Annotated in this window: 21 protein-coding genes and 1 pseudogene; 13 read left to right on the top strand and 9 right to left on the bottom strand. The window is 69.5% G+C overall.

Annotated features, from left to right (window positions below):
- From ACIGO6_RS36800 to ACIGO6_RS36785, 4 genes are all read left to right on the top strand, one after another.
- On the top strand, nt 1-240 hold a 240-nt coding region (locus ACIGO6_RS36800; protein WP_399884238.1), incomplete at its 5' end, for a hypothetical protein.
- A gap of 183 nt (nt 241-423) precedes the next feature.
- Nucleotides 424-1,230, top strand: a complete 807-nt coding sequence (locus ACIGO6_RS36795; protein ID WP_399884236.1) for an alpha/beta fold hydrolase — start codon at nt 424-426, stop codon at nt 1,228-1,230.
- Nucleotides 1,231-1,409: 179 nt separating this feature from the next.
- Nucleotides 1,410-3,059, top strand: a complete 1,650-nt coding sequence (malX, locus tag ACIGO6_RS36790) for a maltose/glucose-specific PTS transporter subunit IIBC (RefSeq protein WP_399884233.1) — start codon at nt 1,410-1,412, stop codon at nt 3,057-3,059.
- Nucleotides 3,056-4,207: a MalY/PatB family protein gene (locus tag ACIGO6_RS36785; RefSeq protein WP_399884231.1), complete on the top strand. Its 1,152-nt coding sequence runs from the start codon at nt 3,056-3,058 to the stop codon at nt 4,205-4,207. Before malX ends, ACIGO6_RS36785 begins: the two co-directional genes overlap by 4 nt.
- Here ACIGO6_RS36785 and ACIGO6_RS36780 read toward each other — a convergent pair.
- Nucleotides 4,170-5,297, bottom strand: a complete 1,128-nt coding sequence (locus ACIGO6_RS36780) for a B12-binding domain-containing protein (RefSeq protein ID WP_399884229.1) — start codon at nt 5,295-5,297, stop codon at nt 4,170-4,172. The genes ACIGO6_RS36785 and ACIGO6_RS36780 overlap by 38 nt on opposite strands.
- Entirely contained in the window at nt 5,294-6,943 is a 1,650-nt protein-coding gene (locus tag ACIGO6_RS36775) for a PP2C family protein-serine/threonine phosphatase (RefSeq protein WP_399884227.1), read from the bottom strand. The genes ACIGO6_RS36780 and ACIGO6_RS36775 overlap by 4 nt, the downstream gene beginning before the upstream one ends.
- 464 nt (nt 6,944-7,407) lie before the next feature.
- On the opposite strand from ACIGO6_RS36775, the pseudogene ACIGO6_RS36770 reads away from it, so the two are divergent.
- Nucleotides 7,408-7,658, top strand: a pseudogene (locus ACIGO6_RS36770) (ISAzo13 family transposase); the annotation flags it as partial.
- Between the two features lie 7 nt (nt 7,659-7,665).
- Here the strand turns inward: ACIGO6_RS36770 and ACIGO6_RS36765 are convergent.
- Entirely contained in the window at nt 7,666-8,319 is a 654-nt protein-coding gene (locus ACIGO6_RS36765) for a CatB-related O-acetyltransferase (protein ID WP_399884225.1), read from the bottom strand.
- Nucleotides 8,320-8,418: 99 nt separating this feature from the next.
- On the opposite strand from ACIGO6_RS36765, the gene ACIGO6_RS36760 reads away from it, so the two are divergent.
- The 5 genes from ACIGO6_RS36760 to ACIGO6_RS36740 all read left to right on the top strand — a co-directional run bounded on the left by ACIGO6_RS36760 (nt 8,419) and on the right by ACIGO6_RS36740 (nt 10,597).
- A complete protein-coding gene (locus tag ACIGO6_RS36760; RefSeq protein ID WP_399884223.1) occupies nt 8,419-9,045 on the top strand; it encodes a TetR/AcrR family transcriptional regulator in 627 nt (208 codons plus the stop codon).
- Nucleotides 9,046-9,328: 283 nt separating this feature from the next.
- Nucleotides 9,329-9,457, top strand: coding sequence for a DDE-type integrase/transposase/recombinase (locus ACIGO6_RS36755; RefSeq protein WP_399884221.1), 129 nt, complete (start codon nt 9,329-9,331; stop codon nt 9,455-9,457).
- Complete coding sequence (locus ACIGO6_RS36750) at nt 9,454-9,639, top strand: hypothetical protein (RefSeq protein WP_399884219.1); 186 nt, start codon at nt 9,454-9,456, stop codon at nt 9,637-9,639. The genes ACIGO6_RS36755 and ACIGO6_RS36750 overlap by 4 nt, the downstream gene beginning before the upstream one ends.
- A gap of 150 nt (nt 9,640-9,789) precedes the next feature.
- Nucleotides 9,790-10,275, top strand: coding sequence for a hypothetical protein (locus ACIGO6_RS36745; RefSeq protein ID WP_399884217.1), 486 nt, complete (start codon nt 9,790-9,792; stop codon nt 10,273-10,275).
- A 103-nt stretch (nt 10,276-10,378) separates the two neighbouring features.
- A complete protein-coding gene (locus ACIGO6_RS36740; RefSeq protein WP_399884252.1) occupies nt 10,379-10,597 on the top strand; it encodes a hypothetical protein in 219 nt (72 codons plus the stop codon).
- Here ACIGO6_RS36740 and ACIGO6_RS36735 read toward each other — a convergent pair.
- Complete coding sequence (locus ACIGO6_RS36735; protein WP_399884248.1) at nt 10,509-10,922, bottom strand: transposase; 414 nt, start codon at nt 10,920-10,922, stop codon at nt 10,509-10,511. The genes ACIGO6_RS36740 and ACIGO6_RS36735 overlap by 89 nt on opposite strands.
- A gap of 482 nt (nt 10,923-11,404) precedes the next feature.
- Here ACIGO6_RS36735 and ACIGO6_RS36730 point away from each other — a divergent pair, with 482 nt between their 5' ends.
- Nucleotides 11,405-11,974, top strand: coding sequence for a hypothetical protein (locus tag ACIGO6_RS36730; protein ID WP_399884215.1), 570 nt, complete (start codon nt 11,405-11,407; stop codon nt 11,972-11,974).
- A 200-nt stretch (nt 11,975-12,174) separates the two neighbouring features.
- On the opposite strand, the gene ACIGO6_RS36725 is transcribed toward ACIGO6_RS36730, so the two are convergent.
- The 4 genes from ACIGO6_RS36725 to ACIGO6_RS36710 form a co-directional block, all read right to left on the bottom strand.
- Nucleotides 12,175-12,666, bottom strand: a complete 492-nt coding sequence (locus ACIGO6_RS36725; protein ID WP_399884213.1) for an RNHCP domain-containing protein — start codon at nt 12,664-12,666, stop codon at nt 12,175-12,177.
- Nucleotides 12,591-13,415 (bottom strand): MBL fold metallo-hydrolase, encoded by an 825-nt coding sequence (locus ACIGO6_RS36720; protein WP_399884211.1) that lies wholly within the window; start codon nt 13,413-13,415, stop codon nt 12,591-12,593. The genes ACIGO6_RS36725 and ACIGO6_RS36720 overlap by 76 nt, the downstream gene beginning before the upstream one ends.
- Before the next feature lie 709 nt (nt 13,416-14,124).
- Nucleotides 14,125-15,186: a sensor histidine kinase gene (locus ACIGO6_RS36715; protein WP_399884209.1), complete on the bottom strand. Its 1,062-nt coding sequence runs from the start codon at nt 15,184-15,186 to the stop codon at nt 14,125-14,127.
- Nucleotides 15,179-15,874: a response regulator transcription factor gene (locus tag ACIGO6_RS36710; protein ID WP_399884207.1), complete on the bottom strand. Its 696-nt coding sequence runs from the start codon at nt 15,872-15,874 to the stop codon at nt 15,179-15,181. The genes ACIGO6_RS36715 and ACIGO6_RS36710 overlap by 8 nt, the downstream gene beginning before the upstream one ends.
- A gap of 605 nt (nt 15,875-16,479) precedes the next feature.
- On the opposite strand from ACIGO6_RS36710, the gene ACIGO6_RS36705 reads away from it, so the two are divergent.
- Both ACIGO6_RS36705 and ACIGO6_RS36700 read left to right on the top strand, forming a co-directional pair.
- Entirely contained in the window at nt 16,480-17,658 is a 1,179-nt protein-coding gene (locus tag ACIGO6_RS36705) for a lipid II:glycine glycyltransferase FemX (RefSeq protein ID WP_399884205.1), read from the top strand.
- Nucleotides 17,655-18,110, top strand: coding sequence for a GNAT family N-acetyltransferase (locus ACIGO6_RS36700; RefSeq protein ID WP_399884203.1), 456 nt, complete (start codon nt 17,655-17,657; stop codon nt 18,108-18,110). The genes ACIGO6_RS36705 and ACIGO6_RS36700 overlap by 4 nt, the downstream gene beginning before the upstream one ends.
- 35 nt (nt 18,111-18,145) lie before the next feature.
- On the opposite strand, the gene murF is transcribed toward ACIGO6_RS36700, so the two are convergent.
- Nucleotides 18,146-19,489 (bottom strand): UDP-N-acetylmuramoyl-tripeptide--D-alanyl-D-alanine ligase, encoded by a 1,344-nt coding sequence (gene murF, locus ACIGO6_RS36695; protein WP_399884201.1) that lies wholly within the window; start codon nt 19,487-19,489, stop codon nt 18,146-18,148.
- Nucleotides 19,490-19,541: the final 52 nt, after the last annotated feature.

Raw genomic sequence — 19,541 nt, 5'->3', positions numbered from 1 at the left:
CTGGGTGGCCTTGAACTTCCACGCGGCGACCTGCGGCATGACGTAGCGGTAACCGAAGCTGTACCAGACGTTGTTGTGCCGGCCGACCTTCGTCTGTCCTGGACGTCGGCGGTGGTCTTCACGCCGTCGGTGTCGACCCCCATCGCGTCGTTCGTGCTCGCGTCGCCGTCCGGGTTGAGGTCCATACTTGAGTCGAACGGAGGCTCCCAAAGCAACTGTGTCGAGCGCAATGTTGATTAAGCGTCAGTGCGGAGGGCGCTAGCGCCGCGTCCACCGGCCACGCCGTGTCCACGGCCCTGGCGGGATCGTCGTGGAACCGGCCGAGCGGCTCGCCCTGGCGTCCGGCCGCCGGCCGCGTTGCGGGCGCCGTGGGCACGCCGGAGACTGGTCGGGAGTGTTGCCGGCCGGAGAGGGCCTGGAGCGATGGGCGACTACGCGGATCTTCCTGGGGTCAGGACCTGGTACGAGGCAGAAGGGGACGGGGACCCGCTGGTCCTGCTGCACGGCGGCTTCTGCACCAACGACACGTGGGGTGCCCAGCGAGCCGAGCTGACCGCCGGCCACCGCGTCTTCCTGCCGGAACGCCGGGCGCACGGTCATACGCCCGACGTTGCGGGCCCACTCACCTACCAGGACATGGCCGATGACACCATGGCCTTCCTGGAGACCGTGGTGGGAGGGCCCGCGCACCTGGTGGGGTGGAGCGACGGGGGCATCGTCGCGCTGCTCGTCGCAGCCGCCCGACCCGACCTGGTCCGCAAGGTCGTGGTGATCGGTGCCAACTTCCGCCCCGGCCCCGAGTGCTTCGCCGCGCCCGGGATGCTGGATGAAATGACGCCGGACAGTCCCTACGTGCAGTTCTTCCGCGAGCTGTACGAGTCCGTGACCCCGGACGGCCCGGACCACTGGCCCGTGGTGGCGGCGAAGGTGACCGACATGTGGCGCACCCAGCCGACGCTCACCACCCAGGACCTGGCCCGCGTCGCGGCGCCCACCCTCGTACTCGTCGGCGACGACGACCTGATGACGCTGGAGCACACCACCGCCCTGTACCGGGCCGTTCCGGGGTCCCGGCTCGCCGTGGTGCCCGGAGCCTCCCACCTGGTCCCCCTGGAGCAGCCGGACCTGGTCAACCGGCTGATCCTCGAGCACCTGGCCCAGGACGCGGTCGAGACGATGATGCCCGTCCGGCGAGCGGCGACCGCCGGGGCGGACGCAGGCACCCGCTGACGTCGGCGGCGCGGCGGAGCCGGACCGGCCCGAGATCGGTGCCGTCGGCTGCCATGGACAGCCGCCGATCCGCTGTGATGTGATCCGTGCGGCTGCGCCGCCCGATCCGCCCATGGGCCCGCCCCGCACCGTGGTGGCGGGTGTCCGGGCCCGTCCCCCCACGCTCGAAAGTGCCGTACATGCAGAAGACCAAGGCCGCACTCTGGGAGTTTCTCCAGGGGCTCGGCAAGACGTTCATGCTCCCGGTGGCCCTGCTCGCGTTCTGCGGCATCATGCTGGGCATCGGATCCTCACTGTCCAGTGAAGCCGTCACTGACAACGTTGCCTTCCTGAAGGGGGAGGGCTGGCACCTGGTCTTCACCTGGATGGCCAACACCGGGCTGGTCGCCTTCACCTTCCTGCCCGTCCTCTTCGCGATGGCGATCCCGCTCGGCCTCGCCCGCGAGGACAAGGGCGTGGCCGCCTTCTCCGGCTTCGTCGGCTTCGCCGCCATGAACCTCGCGGTGAACTTCTTCCTCACCGCCAAGGGCGTCGACTTCGAGCACGAGAAGGCGATCGAGCACTACGGCATAGCCGACGTGCTGGGCGTGCCGTCCATCGACACCGGGCTCCTCGGCGCGGTGACCGTCGGCATCGTTGTCAGCCTGCTTCACCGGCGCTTTCGCACCCAGCGGATGCCCGACGCCCTGGCTTTCTTCGGCGGGCTGCGCTTCGTCCCCATCGTCTCGGCGCTGGTGCTGAGCGTGCTCGGTCTGCTCATCCCGCTCCTCTGGCCGACCTTCAACGGCTGGATCACCGCCGTGGGCCGGGGAATCGGGCACACCGGGGTCTTCGGGCCGTTCTTCTTCGGCATGGGCGAGGTGCTGCTGCGGCCGATCGGGCTCCACCACATCCTGGTGGCGATGTTCCGCTTCACCGACGTCGGCGGAGCGGGAACCGTGTGCGGCGACCACGTGTCCGGCGCGCTGAACCTGTTCTACGCCCAACTGGACTGCTCGGCCTCGCCGAACGGCGCCGTTACCGACGCGACGCACTTCCTCTCCCAGGGCAAGATGGCCGCCTACCTCGGCGGCCTGCCGGGAGCCGCGCTCGCCATGTACCACTGCGCGAACGAGCGGATGCGTCCGGAGATCAAGGCCCTGCTCGTCTCCGGCGTCGTGGCCTGCGTGGTCGGCGGCATCACCGAGCCGCTGGAGTTCCTGTTCCTCTTCGTCGCCCCCTGGCTGTACGCCGTCCACGCGGTCCTCGTGGGCCTCGGGTTCCTCACGGCGGCCGTACTCGGCGTCTTCATCGGCAACACCGACGGCAATGTCATCGACTGGGTCGTCTTCGGGGTCCTCCAGGGCTCGACGACCAAGTGGTACCTGGTGCCGGTGATTGCCGCGGTGTGGTTCACCGTCTACTACTTCCTGTTCCGCTGGGCGATCACGCGCTTCGACCTGCGGACGCCCGGCCGCGAGCCCGCGCCGGACGAGACCGGTGCGACGCCCGTCGCGGAGCGGGACCGGCCCGACCGGCCCTCGTCGGACACGGACGAGGCGTCCGCGGGGAAGACGGCGGAACCGGAGCGTGAACTGGTCGCCGGTAAGTACGACGCCGTTGCGATCCTCGACGCCATCGGCGGCGGCGACAACATCCGGTCCCTGGACAACTGCATCACGCGGCTGCGTATGACGGTCGAGGACGCCGGTCTGGTCGACGAGGACCGGCTGAAGAAGCTGGGAGCCATGGGCGTCATCAAGCTGGACGGCCACAACGTGCAGGTCATCATCGGTCCCCAGGTCCAGTCGGTGAAGGACGCCATCGCGACGCTGATCCCGGTGGGGTGACCGTGTACTCCTTCGACACACCCGTCGACCGGCACGGCACCTGGTGCACCCAGTGGGACTACGTACAGGACCGTTTCGGAGTGCCGGACCTGTTGCCCTTCACGATCTCCGACATGGACTTCGAGACCGCCCCTGAGGTCCTGGCCGCGCTCCGCGGCCGGCTGGAGCACGGGGTCCTTGGGTACTCGCGGTGGCGCCAGGACGACTTCCTGTCGGCGATCGTCCACTGGTACGCGTCCAGGCACGCCACCGAGGTCGACCCCGAATCGCTCGTCTACGCGCCTTCCGTCGTGTACCAGCTCTCCCGATTGCTGCGGCTCTGGTCGCGCCCCGGCGACGCCGTGGTCACCCACACACCCATGTACGACGCGTTCCCCAGGACGGTGGCCGCCCACGGGCGGCGCCTGAGGGAGTGCCCGATCGACGACTGGGCCGAGCTCGAACGGCTCCTCGCCCTCCCCGACACGGCGGTACTGCTCCTGTGCTCGCCGCACAATCCGACGGGGAGGGTGTGGACCGCCGACGAGCTGGACCGGATGGCGCGGCTCTGCGCACGGCACGAGGTGGCCGTCATCAGCGACGAGATCCACTCCGACCTGGCGTACGCACCGCACGTCCACCGCCCCTGGGCGCGGCACGGCGGCGACGGTCGCTGGGCCGTGATCAGCTCGGCGTCCAAGTCGTTCAACATCCCGGCGCTCACCGGCAGTTACGGGCTCATCGGCGACGCGGCCTCGCGCGAGGCCTACCTGCGGCAGCTCAAGGACGCGGACGGGCTCTCCTCTCCCGCCGTACTGTCGCTGGTCGCTCACATCGCCGCCTACCGGCGGGGGGCGCCCTGGCTGGACGCCCTGCGCACCTATCTCGCGGGCAACCTCTCGCTGGTCGCCGACCGTCTCGGCAAGGCGTTCCCGCAGCTCGGATGGCAGCCCCCGCAGGCCGGATACCTGGCCTGGATCGATCTGCGCCCCCTCGGTGTCGACGACGACGCGCTGCAGCGCGAACTCGTCGACGTGGAGAAGGTGGCCGTCATGCCCGGTGCGGCCTACGGTTCCCCGGGGCGGGTCCGGCTCAACGTCGGATGTCCCCGGACCAAGGCGGAGGCGGGCGTCAGCGCTCTGGTACGCGCGTTGGGCCGCCTGACCTGAGCCCTTCGGGTTCCTGCCGGGAGCCTGCGAGGGCGGCCCGTCCCCGGGCGAGGACGGCGAGTGCGCGGGGGAAGTCCTTGAGTTCGTCCTGGAGGAGGGCGAGGCCGGGGTCGACGGAGCGGGCGGGCACGCCACGGGCCTCGAGGATCTTGCCGGTCCAGTCGAGGAAGTCCGTGAACACCGAGAGGTCGTCGGTGTAGAGGGCCGTGGCGAGGAAGTCGACGATGTGCGCGAGGTCCTCGGCGGTGCGTTCGCGCTGGGTCTCGGTGTAGCCCCGCATGTCGGGCAGCCGCAACTCCAGTCCGTCCAGGATCGCCCTCACCAGCCGACGCTTGTTCCGGGAGACCAGGGTGTATTCCTGGTCTGCCAGGTGCGGCAGGTCCTCGTGGCTCTCGCGGACGGCCGTGGCGGCGGGGCGGGGCAGGCCCCGGTCGAGCACGGCGGCGGCCGCGCGCGCGTCGGGCGCCCAGGCATCCGCGCCCAGCCGGCGGGCATGGCGCCCGTCGGCGCCGAAGGCGGCGCCGCCCACGAGGACGGGCACACCGATGGCGCGGGCCGCCGTGACGGCCGCGTGGGCGTTGGGCAGGCGGGTGGGGATGGACGAGGACAGGGCCAGCGCGTCGGGCGTGGTCCGGTGCAGGTGGGCGATCAGGTTCGGGGTGGGGACCTGGGAGCCGAGAAAGTCGACCCCGTAGCCGCGTTGGCGTAGCACTTCGGCGAGCAGCCGGGCCGGCAGGGCGTGCCACTCGCCGTCCACGCAGGCCACGGTCACGGTCACCGGCGTCCCGTGGGGCTCCGCCACCGGGGCACGGCGGGCCATGGCGGCGATGATCCGCTCGTGGATGGCGGTGGCGGCGTGTTCCTGGGCGACGGAGAAGCGGGCGGCGGCCCATTCGGCGCCGACCCGGCGCTGTACCGGGACGATGATGTCCAACAGGACGTCCTCGGCGCCGACTCCGGCGTCCAGGGCTCCGAAGACCACCTGTTCGGCTGTGCCTTCGTCTCGTGCACGTACGGCCAGCCACAGCTCCTCACGCGCCTTCTCCAACAGGGAGCCCGCGCCGCCGCAGGTGGTGGTGCGGTCGGTCATGCGTGGTTCCCGGTCGTCGTGCGACCGTCGGGTGCCGGCAGGTGCGGCGCGGTGATGGCCATGACCGCGATGTCGTCGTGCGGCTGGTCGTCGAGCCATTCGGCCACGCGCAGCTGGACCCGCTCGACGATGGCTTCGGCGGGCATGCCGGCGCACTCCCTGAGGGCGGCGCGCAGCCGCTCCTCGTCGAACATCACGTCGCCCAGCGGCCCCCCTCTGGCCTCGGTGACGCCGTCGGTGAACAGCAGGCACGTCTCGCCCGGCCGGAGCGCGACCGAGGCGGTGGTCGACGTGATCTCGGGGAGGACACCGACGATGGTGCCCCTGGTGCCCGCCTCGTGCACCGTTCCGTCGTCGCGCACGATGAGCGGGGCCGGGTGGCCGGCACAGGTCAGTCGCAGGTGCGTGGTGTCGCCCCGCCGTCGCACCGACGCCAGGACCAGGCTGGCGAAGCGGGTGTGGCGGCTGCTGAGCAGGGCGCCGTTGAGCAGGCTCAGCACGTGTTGGTGGTCGCCGGCCATGGGCAGCAGCGCGTGCAGCGTGTTGCGTATCTTCCCGGTCAGCACCGCGGCGTCCAGGCCCTTGCCGCAGACGTCGCCCAGGACGGCCAGTGTCTCGTCGTCCGGCCCGGCACCGGGGTGCACCTCGTAGAAGTCGCCTCCGACCCGGTCCGTGTCCTGCGCGGCGCGGTATCCGCCGGCGAACTCGACGCCGTGCACGTGCCGCAGCTCCGGGGGCAGCAGCTCGGCCATGAGCGTGGTGGTGATCTCGCTTTGCTCCCGGTACATGCGCGCGGCCGACAGGGCGGCGCCCGCGCGGGCGGCGAACACGTGGGCGAACTTCTCCTCGGCGGGGTCGAAGACGGGGCGGCGGTCGCGGCGCAGCAGGATCAGGGCGCCGGCGGGGAAGCCCGGGCCCGGCAACGGTGTGATCGCCACCGACCCGACGGGTTCCGCGAGGTCGTCGGGCAGCGCCCAGCCGGGCAGTGCAGCGGGGTCGATCCAGCGGGAGGGCACCGGCGGGAAGCCCCGCAGCGCCTCCGCCAGTCCCGGGACCGTCGACGGGTCGATGCGGGCCGAACGGTGCGTCACCGCCTCGCCGGCCCCCAGGGTCAGTCGGTGCCGCCTGCCCGACGGCGGTGCGACCAGGACGGCCGCGTCGGCCAGGTACCGGACCGCCAGCCGCACGGTTACCTCCATGCAGCGCTCCACGTTCAGGGAGGAGAGGAGCTGCGTGGAGGCGTCCGTCAGGAACGCGTTGCGCTCCCGTTCGCTCTGCGGTACGGCCCGGGTCGGCGAGGGGTCGGGGTCGTTGACCAGCCACCAGACCACGGTCCCGTCCGGGCCGGGCGTGGCGTGCGCCTGAAGGAAGTGCTGTCCGTGCGGGCCGCGCACCGGCTGCGCCGGGTCCGCACCGCCGGCGGCGACGGCTCGCCCGTGCGCCCGCGCCAGCCAGTCGGGGGCCACGTCCCCCAGCCACGTCCCGCTCGTCGCCCCGGAGAAGAACGACCTGGCCCTGTCGTTGGCTTCCAGGACGATCCCTGCCGGGTCGACGACGAGTACGGGACAGGGTGCGTGGAGCCAGGCACCGCCCACGGAGGCGGTGGGCCTCTGTACGGAGCACGGTGGTTGTCCAGAAGTGGTCATGGTCACTCGACCTGGGATTTGGGGATCCTGCCCTCACTGCGTCCGCGCCGGGCCGCTCCGGTGCTCGGGCAGGTGCAAAGGTTGCGACGCATGAGCCGTCCTCCTCGGGATGCATACCGGCTTCGGTCCCCGACAGCCGTGCGATCCCGGTCGGCCGCGGGCGTACCTGCTTCCCAAGCACCAACCCCGAGGGTACTGGGCTCCTCCGTTCGCGCAAACCGTCGCCCCTCTCGCCTGCAGCCTCATCTGCTGGCGACGGCTCCAGAGGATCCCCCCACACGACTGACCGGTGTCAGGGCAGGCCAGGGTCCCGGCGAGCTGCTTCAGGGCGTTGGTACTCACCGGATCTACGGTGAGGCGGGAGATGATCACGGGAGCAGAGCCGTCGAGTCCACCGAACCGCCGGTTCAGGGCTTGCCGGGAAATACGTTGTTGCTTCCAGCTCCGGGGTTCGTTGTCGTGATGTGGGGAGACCGGAGGGGATCGAGGCCGTCCGCGCGGCGAAGTTCGAGTCGTCGTTGCCGCATGTGGACGAGCGTCTGCGCCGTCTGGCCAGAGGGGCGGCCGCGGTCGCTGGGGCATGGCGGGATCAGGCTCGTCGCCCGTGCGGCCGGGGTCCGGGAGGGCACGCTCTCGCGCGGGGTGGCTGGAGTCCGGCCAGGACCCGTTGGGTCGGGCTCGCCGGGTGGGTGGAGGTCGGAAGAAGGCGACTGAGCGCGGTGTCAGGGCTGGTCGATCTGCGCGGCGGCCTCCTCCAGGTCGGCGACGGTCCCCGACATGATCGTCCGTACGTGCCTGGTGATGTGCTGCACGGGCCAGTTCCACCACGCCACGGCGAGGAGCCGGGCGATGTCCGCAGCGCCGTAGCGGGTGCGGATGAGCCGGGCGGGGTTGCCGCCGACGATGCCGTAGTCGGGGACGTCGCCGGTGACCACGGCGCCGGCGGCGATGATCGAGCCGTGACCGATGCGCACACCGGGCATGACCGTGGCGCCGTGGCCGAACCACACGTCGTTGCCGACGACCGTGTCGCCCCGGCTGGGCAGGTCGGTGATCAGGTCGAAGTGCTCCGCCCAGGAGCCCTCCATGGTGGGGAACGGGAAGGTGGAAGGACCGTCCATGCGGTGGTTGGCGCCGTTCATGACGAACCGGGTGCCCGTCCCCAGCGCGCAGTACTTGCCGATGACGAGCCGCTCGGGGCCGTAGTGGTACAGGACGTTGCGCGTCTCGAACGCGGTCGGATCATCCGGATCGTCGTAGTACGAGAAGTCACCGACCTCGATCAGCGGCGACCTCACCAACGGCTTGAGCAGAACCACGCGCGGGTGCTCGGGCATCGGGTGGAGCACGGCGGGGTCAGCGGGAACGGGCGGCATCGCGGAGGCGGTTCCTCTCTGGCGGACCTAGAGCGACAACTGTCGCGTTAAGATGTTGGCACAGCTCTGCCGCCTTGATCAACCGGATACTGATTGCCGATGACAGACCCAATGGACACGACACCGGACCGCCGTCCGGGCGGTCGCACCGCCCGCATCCGCGCCCAGGTTCTCGATGCGGTGCGAGCCGAACTCGCTGAAGGCGGTCACGAAGGACTCACGATGGAGGGCGTCGCGACGCGGGCCGGAGTGCACCGCGCCACGATCTACCGGCGTTGGCGCGATGTCGGTGGCCTGCTCGTCGACGTCATCGAGGCCGCCGGCGAGATCGACTGGCAGCCGCCGGACACCGGCTCGCTGCGCGGCGATCTGACGGCCCTCAACCAGGAGATCCAGGAATCCCTGGTCGTACAGCCGTCGTTCGCCGTCGCCCTGATGGCAGCCTCGTTCCACTCCGAACAGGCCGCGCGGGCCCAGACACAGCTGTGGGAGGACCGGTACGCCCAGTGCGAGATCCTCGTCGAGCGCGCCATCGAGCGCGGTGAACTCCCCGCACAGCACATGGACGCGCGGAGCCTGCTGATCGCCGCCACGGCGCCGCTCTATCACCAGCTGGTGCTCCTGCGTGCCGATCCGGATCCGCAACTTCCGGAACAGGCCGCGAAGGCGGCAGTCCTGGCGGCTGCCGCGGGAGCCTTCTCCGTCCGCCGGGAAGAGAGCGTGTGATCAAGGAGACAGGGAGTGAACGCGAGCGGAATCGAGAGGGCGCCGTCACGTTGACTGACCGGCGGGGTGATCTTTTGGGCGATCAGCTCGGGAAGGGCCGTCTGCGGGGGAGCGCGTCGCTGTCGTGCAAAGGCCACCGGTGCCTGGTCGAGGGCCATCTCCCACTGGGTGTGGCTGTACAACCGCTCCCGGCTGTCGTTCCGCGACGCCACGGGGCTCATGCTTGAGCGCGGGATCGTCGTCTCCTGTGAGAGAGGAGCCCCGCCCTGGTGGCACGGGGCACATGAAGGAGGTCTTCATCAAGATCAGTGGGGAACGGAAGTACCTGCGGCGGGCCGTCGACGCCGCCGGCAACGTGCTGGACACCGTGGTGCAGGACCGCCGGGAGGCCGGAAGAACGGCACCGTCATGACCTCACCCCACCCGCGCAGGCGCCCCCAGAGGTGCAGCGACTTCCCCCGCGGCCCGCGAGAGGCCGCAGGTCTGCAGCAGATCCGGGACGCCCTGCCGCCCGCACCCGACTCCCGCACCGTGGCCCCCGCCCCGCCCCGCCCCGCCCCGCGCCCGGCCGGTGACGGCGTGCTGGGTGCTTGAACGGGTGAGGGCCTTCTGGGTTCGGTGTGGATTGCGACCTCTACCGCCGACCGGATCGTGAGGGCGTGTGGCGTGATTGTCGTCGTTGACCGCCTGGTCGGCGCCATGTCACCTTCGGGCGTCGAAGGCCATCCACGGGAGGGACACACGGTGACCACAGGCAGCAGTAACAGAAGACGCGAAGGCGCCAGGATCGCCGTCGCGCTCACAACAGTTCTGGTCGCGACGGCCATGGTGGGGCCGGCCACGGCAGCCGCTGGGGGTGCGCCGGCCGGCGCACCGGTGAGCGCGCAGGCGATGGCGATGAGCGTCCCCACGCCCGAGGAGCAGGAGCAGCTGCGGGCCGTCGCCGGTGCCATCTGGACACCCGAGCTGGCGGCCGGATGGAACATGAACGCCGAGGTGGCCAACGTACTGTCAACGGCCACGGGCGAGATTCTCGAGTGCAGCGAGGCTTTCGCCCTCGTGCCGCGCCCGGCCGGCTTCGTGCCCGGACTCGGCTATCTGGTCAACTATTGGAAGAACCTTCGCGACTACTTCCTGGCCGTGAAGAGTGACCGGACGTACCGCGCCTGCGTGGTCACCGCCGCGGCGAACTACCGCTCACCCATCGAAATGGCCTCCATGGGCATCTGACCCGCCCGGCCGAGTGCCGCGAACCGCTGGTGGTACATGGTGCGAGCGGCCTCGCTCGTAAGTGGTGTGCGCTCAGGGCGAAGGGGGGAACGCTGATCAGCCCGTGCGGCTTCGCCGACTCGCGGCGGTCATCCTGTTCAAGGCGATGATCCTGATCGTGGTCCTGGTCGCACTGCCAACCCGACTCGGGGCGGTCTCGGCCTCCGAGGCGGCCGCCCATCGGCCCATCGCGATCAACCTGCTCGCCGGGAGTCTGCTGGGCGCCTGGGCCGGAGGGAGCTGGGCGGAGTCGTGGCAGGCTTCGACGTCGGGAAAGTCGTGATGACCACGGGTGTGGCTGCTCTTCGGCGCCTGCGAGTGACGGCGACGAAGGCCGTCCTGCGAGCGCCGTTGTCACGGCGCATCCGAGCCTGGTCGGCGATGACCGCTGCGTCGCGGGCGTCGATCTTACCTTCGCCGCGGTATCCGCTGGCGGCACGGTTCACCGTGCGGCCCAGGATGTACAACAAGTGCTCATCATGGTTGAGCAGCAGGCCGATCAGGAGTGCCGCAGCCCCGTCCGCCAGGTCAACGGCCCAGGTTGTGTCGCTGCTGAGGCGGAGGAGGTCCGCGAGCAGCTGGAGCGGTTCCGGCTCATCGTCGGCCACGCGGCGCGACAGAAGCCGACGGCCTTCCGCGTCGATCACCACGCGGTGGTAGTGCGTTTCCCGGCGTCGATCCCGGCCCACAACTGATCCACTGTGCCTCCGGCGGTCGTAGGTGCGGTCGCGCAGACGACCTCGCGGTCGTGTCCCTGCACAGCGATCTGATCGCACATCCCAATTGGCGGCCGAGTCGTCGCGGGGCGCCGGGCGGCCAGTCACTTCGAGAGAGCGCCCGTGCTCGACGCGTTCGGGGGCAGAAGCCGCAGGCTCGTGCCCGTCGTCGGCGCGCTCATGGTGGTGCTCGGCCCAATGCCGAGTCGACGTTGCGCGGTGCTCGTGACCGGAGTCTGCTGCGCCCGACCTCGGATGTCACGTACGACAAGCCCCCACCGTGGCCGGACAACCCGGTCTGGGTGCTACTGCTCAGACCGGCTGAGTAGCAGAGCGCTGCCCAGCGTCCGGCCCGGGCGGCTTCGATCGACAGCATGAAGTCGAAGATCGTGGTCCCCGTGCTCGGTGTCGCCCTAGTGGCTCTCCTCGGGCTGACGGCCAAGGCGTGCGAGACGATACAAGGCGGGCCCGTTCACAGCACCGAGGAGTTCCGTGACCATGTCCGGGCCACCACCCGGGCCGGCGAGGTTGCCTACCGTGTGCTGTCCCCGGCACCGGCCGAGGAGCCGTACGCCTCTCGGCAGGGCAGCTCCTCGTGCGTGGACGACTTCGGCTTCGACGACACCGGCGTCAACCGGGATGAGCCCATCTTCACCTGGGACCTGGACTTCGCCGGCGACGACGACTACCGCGCAGCGCTGGCATCCCTCCGGGCCACCTGGCGCGAGGACGGCCGCACCGTCGAGAAGGTCGACAACGGCATCACCACCACCCTCGACGACGGCATCCGGGTCACCCTCCACCTCGACTACTACGACGGCGAGCCAGAACTGCGCGCCGAGGGCGTGTGTATGCGCTACCGGCACAACTACGGCGATGCATACGACTACATGTACGACGACAACGGAGACGGGACGATCGACGAATACGAGCGGCCGAACTGAGCGCGCGGGAGCAGCCGCGAGAACCCCTCGTGACACGACAGCTGTGAGTGCAGAAGCTGCTTGGCTGCTCCTGGTCGGTCTGGCCGTGGTCGGTGCGAGGGTGGTGCTCGCCGACGGACGCCTGGGTTGGTATCCGACCGGTCCGCTGCAGTGGTTCATGGTTGTCGCGCTGGCACAGGCGCCGCGAGGTGCGGCTCAGGTCACAGCTGGAGCAGTGTTCGGTGGGCGATGCTGCTGTCCCGCAGCGGATTCAGCACGAGGCGCACCAAGGCCAGTGCGTTGTCGTCGCCGACGATCCGGTTGGCGCTGAGCGCACCGCAGGACTGGCACTGGTGAATGATCATCCACTCACCGTTGGGCCGCACGGACACACTCAGTGCTTCCATCCGTCCACGGCAAGCCGCTGCCCGGTCACCCGGGATCCGGCGGTCGGCGTGCAGGCCGGCCATAGAGGACGGATAGACAAGCCCGCGAAGCTCCTGGCGGACACGGGTGATCTTGGTCGAGAACCCGTCTACCAGGAGCTTCGTCGTTGCGCAGGACAGCCCAACGCGTTCAGCGCTGCCAGCTCTGGAGAGGCTCACTGGCAGGGGAGTCTTGTGGCGGAAGCAGCTTGCTAGCCAGGCGTCCCGTCGCGCTTGCTTCGTCGGGCGAGGTTTCGGGCCTGCCCTTCGTGGATGTTGCTTGCCCACTCCCAGCCGGGTTTGGGCGATACGACCCGTGGGTCGCTGGACACCCGGGCGTCACGTAGGTCCTCCACGTACGCTCGATCCAGTTTGATCCTTGCGCGTACCTCCTCATCTCTGGCGAGGGACCCATGTCCGGGGATGAGGACATCGACGTCGTCCGCTACGCCCTCGAGCAGCCCCAGCCCGACCAGGTAGTCCTCAATCGGGTCAACGGTGTCGTCGAGCATGGGAACGAAGACGTCGGAGAGCATGTCGCCGGCGATGAGAACTCGGCGTTCTTCGATCAACAGGGCCGCATGGCCCGGGGCATGCGCCGGATGCTCGATGATCCACACCTTGGGGCCGTCCCAGGGAAGCTGCGCGGTTTCAGCAGGCAGACCAGTGATCAGGCCGTACAGGTCGAGCGGTGTGTCCTCGGCGATTTCCGGCGGCAGCCCCTCGGCGACGCCGGCCTTCCAGTCCGCGTTCGACAACGCATCCCGCATGAAGTCCGCGCAGCGGGCTGTGCCGTAACGAGGCGCTTCGCCGAGTTCGGCGTGCCAGAGCACGTGATCCCAATCAGGATGCGTCGAGAACCCTGCCACCACGGGCCGGCCCAGCTGTCGAAGGTCGTTCGCCAGGCAGGTCATTTCTGCGCCGGTAATCCCGGCGTCTACGAGTAGCACGCCGTCCCTGCCTTGCACGACAACGGTGTTGTTCTCGAGCAACTCACTCTGGTGGATCAGCACACCCTCGGCGACTTGCTTCAGCATGGGTCCCTCCTCGTTTGATGTCCGCACCCTGCCAGAGGGTCTGGCGCACATCAACACAACCGGACGGGGGCGCGTGATGGCGACTCTGCGGCGAGACCGTCCACGGAGACTTCTTCAGGGGCCAACCCGCGTCAGCTGAGGACCCGGAGATGGCACTTCAGGTTGGAAGAGGCGCATTCCTGCTCTGGGCAAGATCCGTTCGAAGACGGACCCTTGCAGACGAAGAACGTTCTTGTCTCTTACAGCCCTCAGAAGCTCGGCTTCTTCTAGCCAGGGCTTGAAGTCGGTAGTCCGGAGCGTTTGTTGCGCTCCGGACAACCCCAGTCCAGACGCCGGAACGCGTTCCTTGCCCTCCACAGCACGAATCGACACGACTCAGCGCATTCATCACGGAAGCACGACCGCCTCGAAGTCGATACAGGTGGGGCCCGAGTCAATGATGTGGTCGACGATGCACAGACTCGTCACCGAGTACTTCAGCGGTCACCGCCCGCGCGCGGTGGCCCGCGCCACGAAAGCGGTCGCACACCGGCGTGTCGGACGGCTCAGCTCGCCACCGTCGACCAGCCCGGAACTGGCGTTTCGCCTCGGCAACAGTCCGGCGGGTGGTGCGTTACCCAGCCGTGAACCCCATTCCACGGCCGCACACGGGAAACGTGGCTCGGCCGCCGTCACGGCTCCGACCCGTTGCCTCTCGGCGGCTCGATCCTCATCCTCCTGAAGCCTCGGGCAATTCCACAGTGATGCGGAGCCCGCCGCCAGGGCGTGGGGTAATCGAGAGGGCTCCGTCGTGCGCCTCGGTGATGGTCTTGACGAGGGCCAGGCCCAGGCCGAAGCCTGCCTGGTCGCTGTGGATGCGCTCGGTGCCGCGTCGGAAGGGTTCGGTGAGGGTCGCGACCAGTTGGGGCGTGAGCTGCTCGCCGGTGTTCTCGACGGTGAGCATCACAGTCTTGGGGCGGACGCCGGTGTGGACCCAGACAGTGCCCTGGTGCGGCACATTGTGGACGATCGCGTTGTGTACGAGGTTCGTGGTGAGCTGCAGCAGGAGTGCGGGCGAACCGGTCGTGGGGGTGATGTCGCCGCTGGTCTCGAACGTGATGCCGTGCTTTTCCGCGAGCGGGTGGAGCGTTTCGACTGCTTCCTCCACTACGAGGGACAGGTCGACGTGTTCTCGGGTGAAGGAGCGCTGATTGGCGCGGCTGAGCAGGAGCAGTGCCTCGGTGAGGTCGATGGCCCGGGTGTTGATGGTGTGGAGCCGCTCGACGAGTTCGCCGCTCTCGTGGTTCGGATCGGCGCGGGCGACGTCGATGAGTGTCTTCGAGATCGCCAGCGGGGTACGCAGCTCGTGGGAGGCATTGGCGGCGAATCTCTGCTGCTCCGCGACGTGTGCTTCGAGCTGCGCGAGCATCATGTCGAAGGCGTCGGCGAGTTCGCGGAACTCGTCCTTGCGGCCGGGCAGACGGATCCGGTGGGACAGTGATCCGTCCGCGGCCGTGCGGGTGGCCTGGGTGATGCGGTCCAGGGGGGCGAGCATGCGCCCGGCGAGGAACCAGCCTCCCAGAAGACCGAATATCAGCAGGAACACCAGTACGGCGGCGACTGCTGGGCCGAAGCCCCGCAACAGGACGCTACGGATCAGCATCCCCGACGGGTAGGAGCGCAGGAGGAACACCCACACCGCCGCGAGCAGCAGGAGACCGGCCAACATGAGGAATCCGGCGTAGCTGAGGGTGAGTTTGAGGCGTACGCTCCATCCGGGTTCCCTATCCACGGCCACCCACCGCAGGCCCGGTGCCGCACGTGGTGTCGATGCGGTAGCCAACGCCCGGCACGGTGGCGATGAGCCAGGGTTCGCCGAGACGCTTGCGCAGCGCGGACACGGTGATACGTACGGCGTTGGTGAACGGGTCGGCGTTCGCGTCCCACGCCCGCTCAAGAAGTTCCTCGGCGCTGACGACACCGCCTTCGGCGGCTACGAGGACTTCAAGGACCGCGAACTGTTTGCGAGTGAGCGCAATGTAGCGGTCGTCGCGGTAGACCTCGCGACGGAACGGATCGAGGCGCAGCCCCGCGATCTCTCGTACCGGCGGCCGGTTGTGGGCGCGCCTGCGATCGAGGGCCCTGAGCCTGAGCACAAGCTCCAGGAGTTCGAAAGGTTTCGTGAGGTAGTCGTCGGCGCCGAGTTCGAACCCGGACGCCTTGTCGTCGATCCGGTCGGCCGCGGTGAGCATGAGCACGGGTATGCCGCTGCCGGAGGCAACGATTCTTTTGGCGATCTCGTCGCCGGAAGGGCCGGGAATGTCACGGTCGAGGACGGCGATGTCGTAGGTGTTGATACTCAGCAGTTCCAGAGCGGTATCGCCGTCACCGGCGATGTCGGCCGCGATCGCTTCCAGGCGCAGGCCATCGCGGATGGCCTCTGCCATATAGGGCTCGTCCTCGACGATCAAGACACGCATGTTCTCAAGCCTACGAGTCAGTACATATCCTCGGTGTATCGAAAACCGCATACGTGCCGGCAGCACCGGGGTGCTCTCACTGGTTGACTGGATGCCTGCTGTCGACCCGATGGCCGTCCTAGGGCCTGTCTGACAATTCCCGCCTGCCCCGCGGCGTCTGGCACGCACGCTCGCCGCGTTGCCGAACCGCCCACGTGGCTCCGCCACGAGGGCGCTCCGGCGCCTTGCGATCGCACGCACCAGACGCCGCGGGGCCCGCCCTTCGGGCGGACGACGGGAATTGTCAGACAGGCCCTAGCGGTGATTGCCGCACTCCCGGCTGCCAGGCGCCGCAGTCCTCGGCCTCCTTCGGTGTCGTCCCCGACGGCGAGACGGTTTTCGATGACGCGGTTCCCAGGGTGGCCAACCCCGATACGGTCTGCTCGAGGGCCTGCGACAGGCTGCGACGGCTGCCGCGGATGACGGAGTCGAGTTCCAGTGACCATCGGCCGGTGGCGGCCGGGATCCGCTGGTGGACACCGCGTGAGCCGGAGGGTGGGGACATATCGTCGGCGTATCCAGATATGCATACGCCCGGGCAACACGCCGCTGCCTTGGCTGGTGGCATGTCCTACAGCGAAGCAGTACGAGCAGCGGCCGGGAATCCGGTCGTCAGGCCGATCAGCGACGCCGAGCATGTGGCGTTCGTACGGGCCCAGCGGTCGGTCAGCTTTCTGCAGACCCCGGCGTGGGGTCGCGTAAAGACCGAGTGGCGCGGTGAATCCCTCGGCTGGTACGACGGCGGGCGGCTGGTCGGGGCCGGTCTCGTGCTGCATCGCCCGGTGCCGAGGCTCGGCCGCTTCACGCTGGCCTATCTGCCCGAGGGTCCGGTGATCGACTGGACCCGCGAGATCGACGCGTGGCTCGATCCGCTGGCGACGTATCTCAAGGGACATGGCGCCTTCGCGATCCGGCTCGGCCCGGCGGTTCGTACGGACACCTGGAGTGCCGCCCAGGTCAAAGACGGCATCGCCGACGCGGGCATCATGCGGCTCACCGAGGTATCCGGCCAGGTGACCGACCCGGTCGGCGCCCAGGTGGCCGGCCGTCTCAGCGACGCCGGCTGGCTTCCGCGGAGTCCCGAGGACGGCTTCGGGGTCGGGCATCCCCAGTTCCGGTACGAGATTCCGCTGGCGGGCAGGACCGAGGACGATGTACTCAGAGGCATGAACCAGCAGTGGCGCCGCAACATCAAGAAGGCGGCCAGGGCGGGCGTCGAGGTCGCGGTCAGCGAGGTGGCGCTCGGCGAGGACCTGAAGGCGTTCCACGACCTCTACGTCCACACCGCCGAGCGCGACCGGTTCACGCCCCGGCCGCTGCGCTACTTCGAGACCATGTTCGCGGAGATGCGGGCCGAGGACCCCGAGCGGATCAGGCTCTACTCGGCCCGCCACCAGGGCGATCTCGTCGCTGCCGCGGTCCTGGTCCGCGTCGGCGCCCACGCGTGGTACTCCTACGGTGCCTCCGCCACCGAGAAGCGCGAGGTGCGTGGTTCCAACGCCTGCCAGTGGGCGATGATCCGCGATTCTCTCGCGGCCGGCTGCGACGTCTATGACCTGCGCGGTATCACGCCGACGCTGGATGCGCGGGACCCGCACGTCGGCCTTGTCCAGTTCAAGGTCGGCACCGGCGGTCAGGCAGTGCGGTACGTCGGCGAGTGGGACCTGCCGCTGCGGCCGGGGATCTATCGGGCCTTCGACCTCTACATGAAGCGGCGCGAGTCCATCAGACGGCGCGCGCGATGAGCGTGCAGATCCGGCCGGCACACCGCGCCGAAGCCTCGGCCATCAACGAGCTACTGGGCCAGTTGGGTTATCCACAAGACGGCCGGGCAGCGACAGCGAATCGAATCCAGACCTGGGCCGATGATCCATCCGGAGCGGCTTATGTGGCTGCGGCCGGCGAGGACCTGCTCGGGGTCATCGCCGTCCACATTTGCCCGTTCTTCGAACGGGACGGCTCCTGGGGCCGGATCGTAGCCCTGGTGGTCTCCGATCGGGCACGCGGCCGCGGCGTCGGCTCTCAACTTCTCGCGGCCGCGGAGTCCTTTGCCGCCACACGCGGATGCCTCCGCATGGAGGTCACCAGTGCGGATCGCCGGCACGACGCCCACGCGTTCTACCGGCGCTGCGGATACATCGACCAAGGAGGGAAGTCGTCCCGGTTCCTGCGAGACCTGCCAACAGGCGGATTCTGACCACGTCAACGAGCGTCGGCTCCCGCCCCGGCGAGTTACGTGAGCGCGGCGGCGACCTCGTCGAGGCACGCCCCGCGGGAGGCCTTGACGAGTACCACGTCGTCGGCGGCGAGGTGGCCGCGTAGCCAGTCGACGGCCGCGTCGTTGTCGGCCAGCACCACTGACCGCTCGCCCGCGCCGTCGGCGATCGGCCGAGCGGCGTCGCCGACCACGGCCACCACGTCGGCCCGGGCGGCGGCGTACGCGCCGACAGCGCGGTGCTCGGCCTCGCTGTCGTCGCCGAGTTCGAGCATCGTGCCGAGGACTGCGATACGGCGCCCGCCCTCGATCGCCGCCAGCGCGTCCAGGGCGGCGCGGGTCGAGTCGGGGTTGGCGTTGTAGGAGTCGTTGAGCAACATCGCCCCGCAAGCGAGGTCGCGCCGCTCCATCCGCCATGGCGACAGCGAGACGGTGGCCAGCCCCGCAGCGGCCAAGGCGAAGGGAACCCCGGCCGCAAGTGCCGCCGCCGCGGCAGCCGCAGCGTTGAGCGCCTGATGGGCGCCAATGAGCGGCAGCGCTACGTGCGCCGAGGCGGCGGCGGTCCGCAGTGTGCAGGACGGCCGGCCGAGCCGGTCGAGGGCCAGGTCGAGTGCCCGTACGTCGGAGTGCTCAGCCCGTCCGAAGGTCAGCACCGGGCCGTCGGTGAGCGCGCGCATCGCGGCCACGCGGGGATCGTCGGCATTGAGGACGGCGGTGCCGCCGGGCACAAGGCCCTGCACCAGTTCGCCCTTGGCGTTGGCGATGGCGGCGCGCGACCCGAACTCACCGAGGTGGGCCACTCCGACGTTGAGGACGACAGCGATGTCCGGCGCGACCAGCCCGGTGAGTTCGGCGATATCGCCGACGTGGCGGGCTCCCATCTCCAGGACGAGGAACCGGGTGGCCGCCCGGGCACGCAGCATGGTGAGCGGCACGCCGAGCTCGTTGTTGAGCGAGCCCACTGTGGCGACCGTCGGCGCGGCGCACGAAACCACCGCCGTCAGCAGGTCCTTGGTGCCGGTCTTGCCTTGCGAGCCGGTCACCCCGATGACGGTCAGCCCGTCGCGCAGCCGGTCCACGACATGGGCGGCGAGCGTCTGCAACGCGGTCCGGGTGTCCTCGACGACGACGGTGGGCAGCGGCGTGGGCCGGGAGCCGAGCACGGCCACCGCCCCGGCCCGCCCCGCCTGTTCCGCGTAGTCATGGCCGTCGGCGTGCTCGCCGACGAAGGCGACGAAGAGGCCGCCCGGCTCGGCCTGCCGGCTGTCGAGCACGGCCGGCGCGGTCACGGTCACGGATTTGTCGCCCTCGGCTTTCCCGCCGACGATTTCGGCGATCCGGCCGAGGCTGAGCGGGATCATGTCGATTTCCTGGACGTCGTGTCAGGTGTTGTGTGGGTCATGCCCCCCAGTC

Source organism: Streptomyces sp. NPDC053750, from assembly GCF_044544295.1.
GTDB lineage: Bacteria > Actinomycetota > Actinomycetes > Streptomycetales > Streptomycetaceae > Streptomyces.
This window is presented reverse-complemented; position numbering and strand designations above follow the sequence as displayed.

Excerpts from the sequence above, each read along its gene's own strand:
- ACIGO6_RS36795 (WP_399884236.1), top strand. The coding sequence starts at position 424 with ATGGGCGACTACGCGGATCTTCCTGGGGTCAGGACCTGGTACGAGGCA.
- malX (WP_399884233.1), top strand. The coding sequence starts at position 1,410 with ATGCAGAAGACCAAGGCCGCACTCTGGGAGTTTCTCCAGGGGCTCGGC.
- ACIGO6_RS36780 (WP_399884229.1), bottom strand. The coding sequence starts at position 5,297 with ATGACCGACCGCACCACCACCTGCGGCGGCGCGGGCTCCCTGTTGGAG.
- ACIGO6_RS36775 (WP_399884227.1), bottom strand. The coding sequence starts at position 6,943 with ATGACCACTTCTGGACAACCACCGTGCTCCGTACAGAGGCCCACCGCC.
- ACIGO6_RS36765 (WP_399884225.1), bottom strand. The coding sequence starts at position 8,319 with ATGCCGCCCGTTCCCGCTGACCCCGCCGTGCTCCACCCGATGCCCGAG.
- ACIGO6_RS36760 (WP_399884223.1), top strand. The coding sequence starts at position 8,419 with ATGACAGACCCAATGGACACGACACCGGACCGCCGTCCGGGCGGTCGC.
- ACIGO6_RS36755 (WP_399884221.1), top strand. The coding sequence starts at position 9,329 with ATGAAGGAGGTCTTCATCAAGATCAGTGGGGAACGGAAGTACCTGCGG.
- ACIGO6_RS36750 (WP_399884219.1), top strand. The coding sequence starts at position 9,454 with ATGACCTCACCCCACCCGCGCAGGCGCCCCCAGAGGTGCAGCGACTTC.
- ACIGO6_RS36730 (WP_399884215.1), top strand. The coding sequence starts at position 11,405 with ATGAAGTCGAAGATCGTGGTCCCCGTGCTCGGTGTCGCCCTAGTGGCT.
- ACIGO6_RS36720 (WP_399884211.1), bottom strand. The coding sequence starts at position 13,415 with ATGCTGAAGCAAGTCGCCGAGGGTGTGCTGATCCACCAGAGTGAGTTG.
- ACIGO6_RS36710 (WP_399884207.1), bottom strand. The coding sequence starts at position 15,874 with ATGCGTGTCTTGATCGTCGAGGACGAGCCCTATATGGCAGAGGCCATC.
- ACIGO6_RS36705 (WP_399884205.1), top strand. The coding sequence starts at position 16,480 with ATGTCCTACAGCGAAGCAGTACGAGCAGCGGCCGGGAATCCGGTCGTC.
- ACIGO6_RS36700 (WP_399884203.1), top strand. The coding sequence starts at position 17,655 with ATGAGCGTGCAGATCCGGCCGGCACACCGCGCCGAAGCCTCGGCCATC.
- murF (WP_399884201.1), bottom strand. The coding sequence starts at position 19,489 with ATGATCCCGCTCAGCCTCGGCCGGATCGCCGAAATCGTCGGCGGGAAA.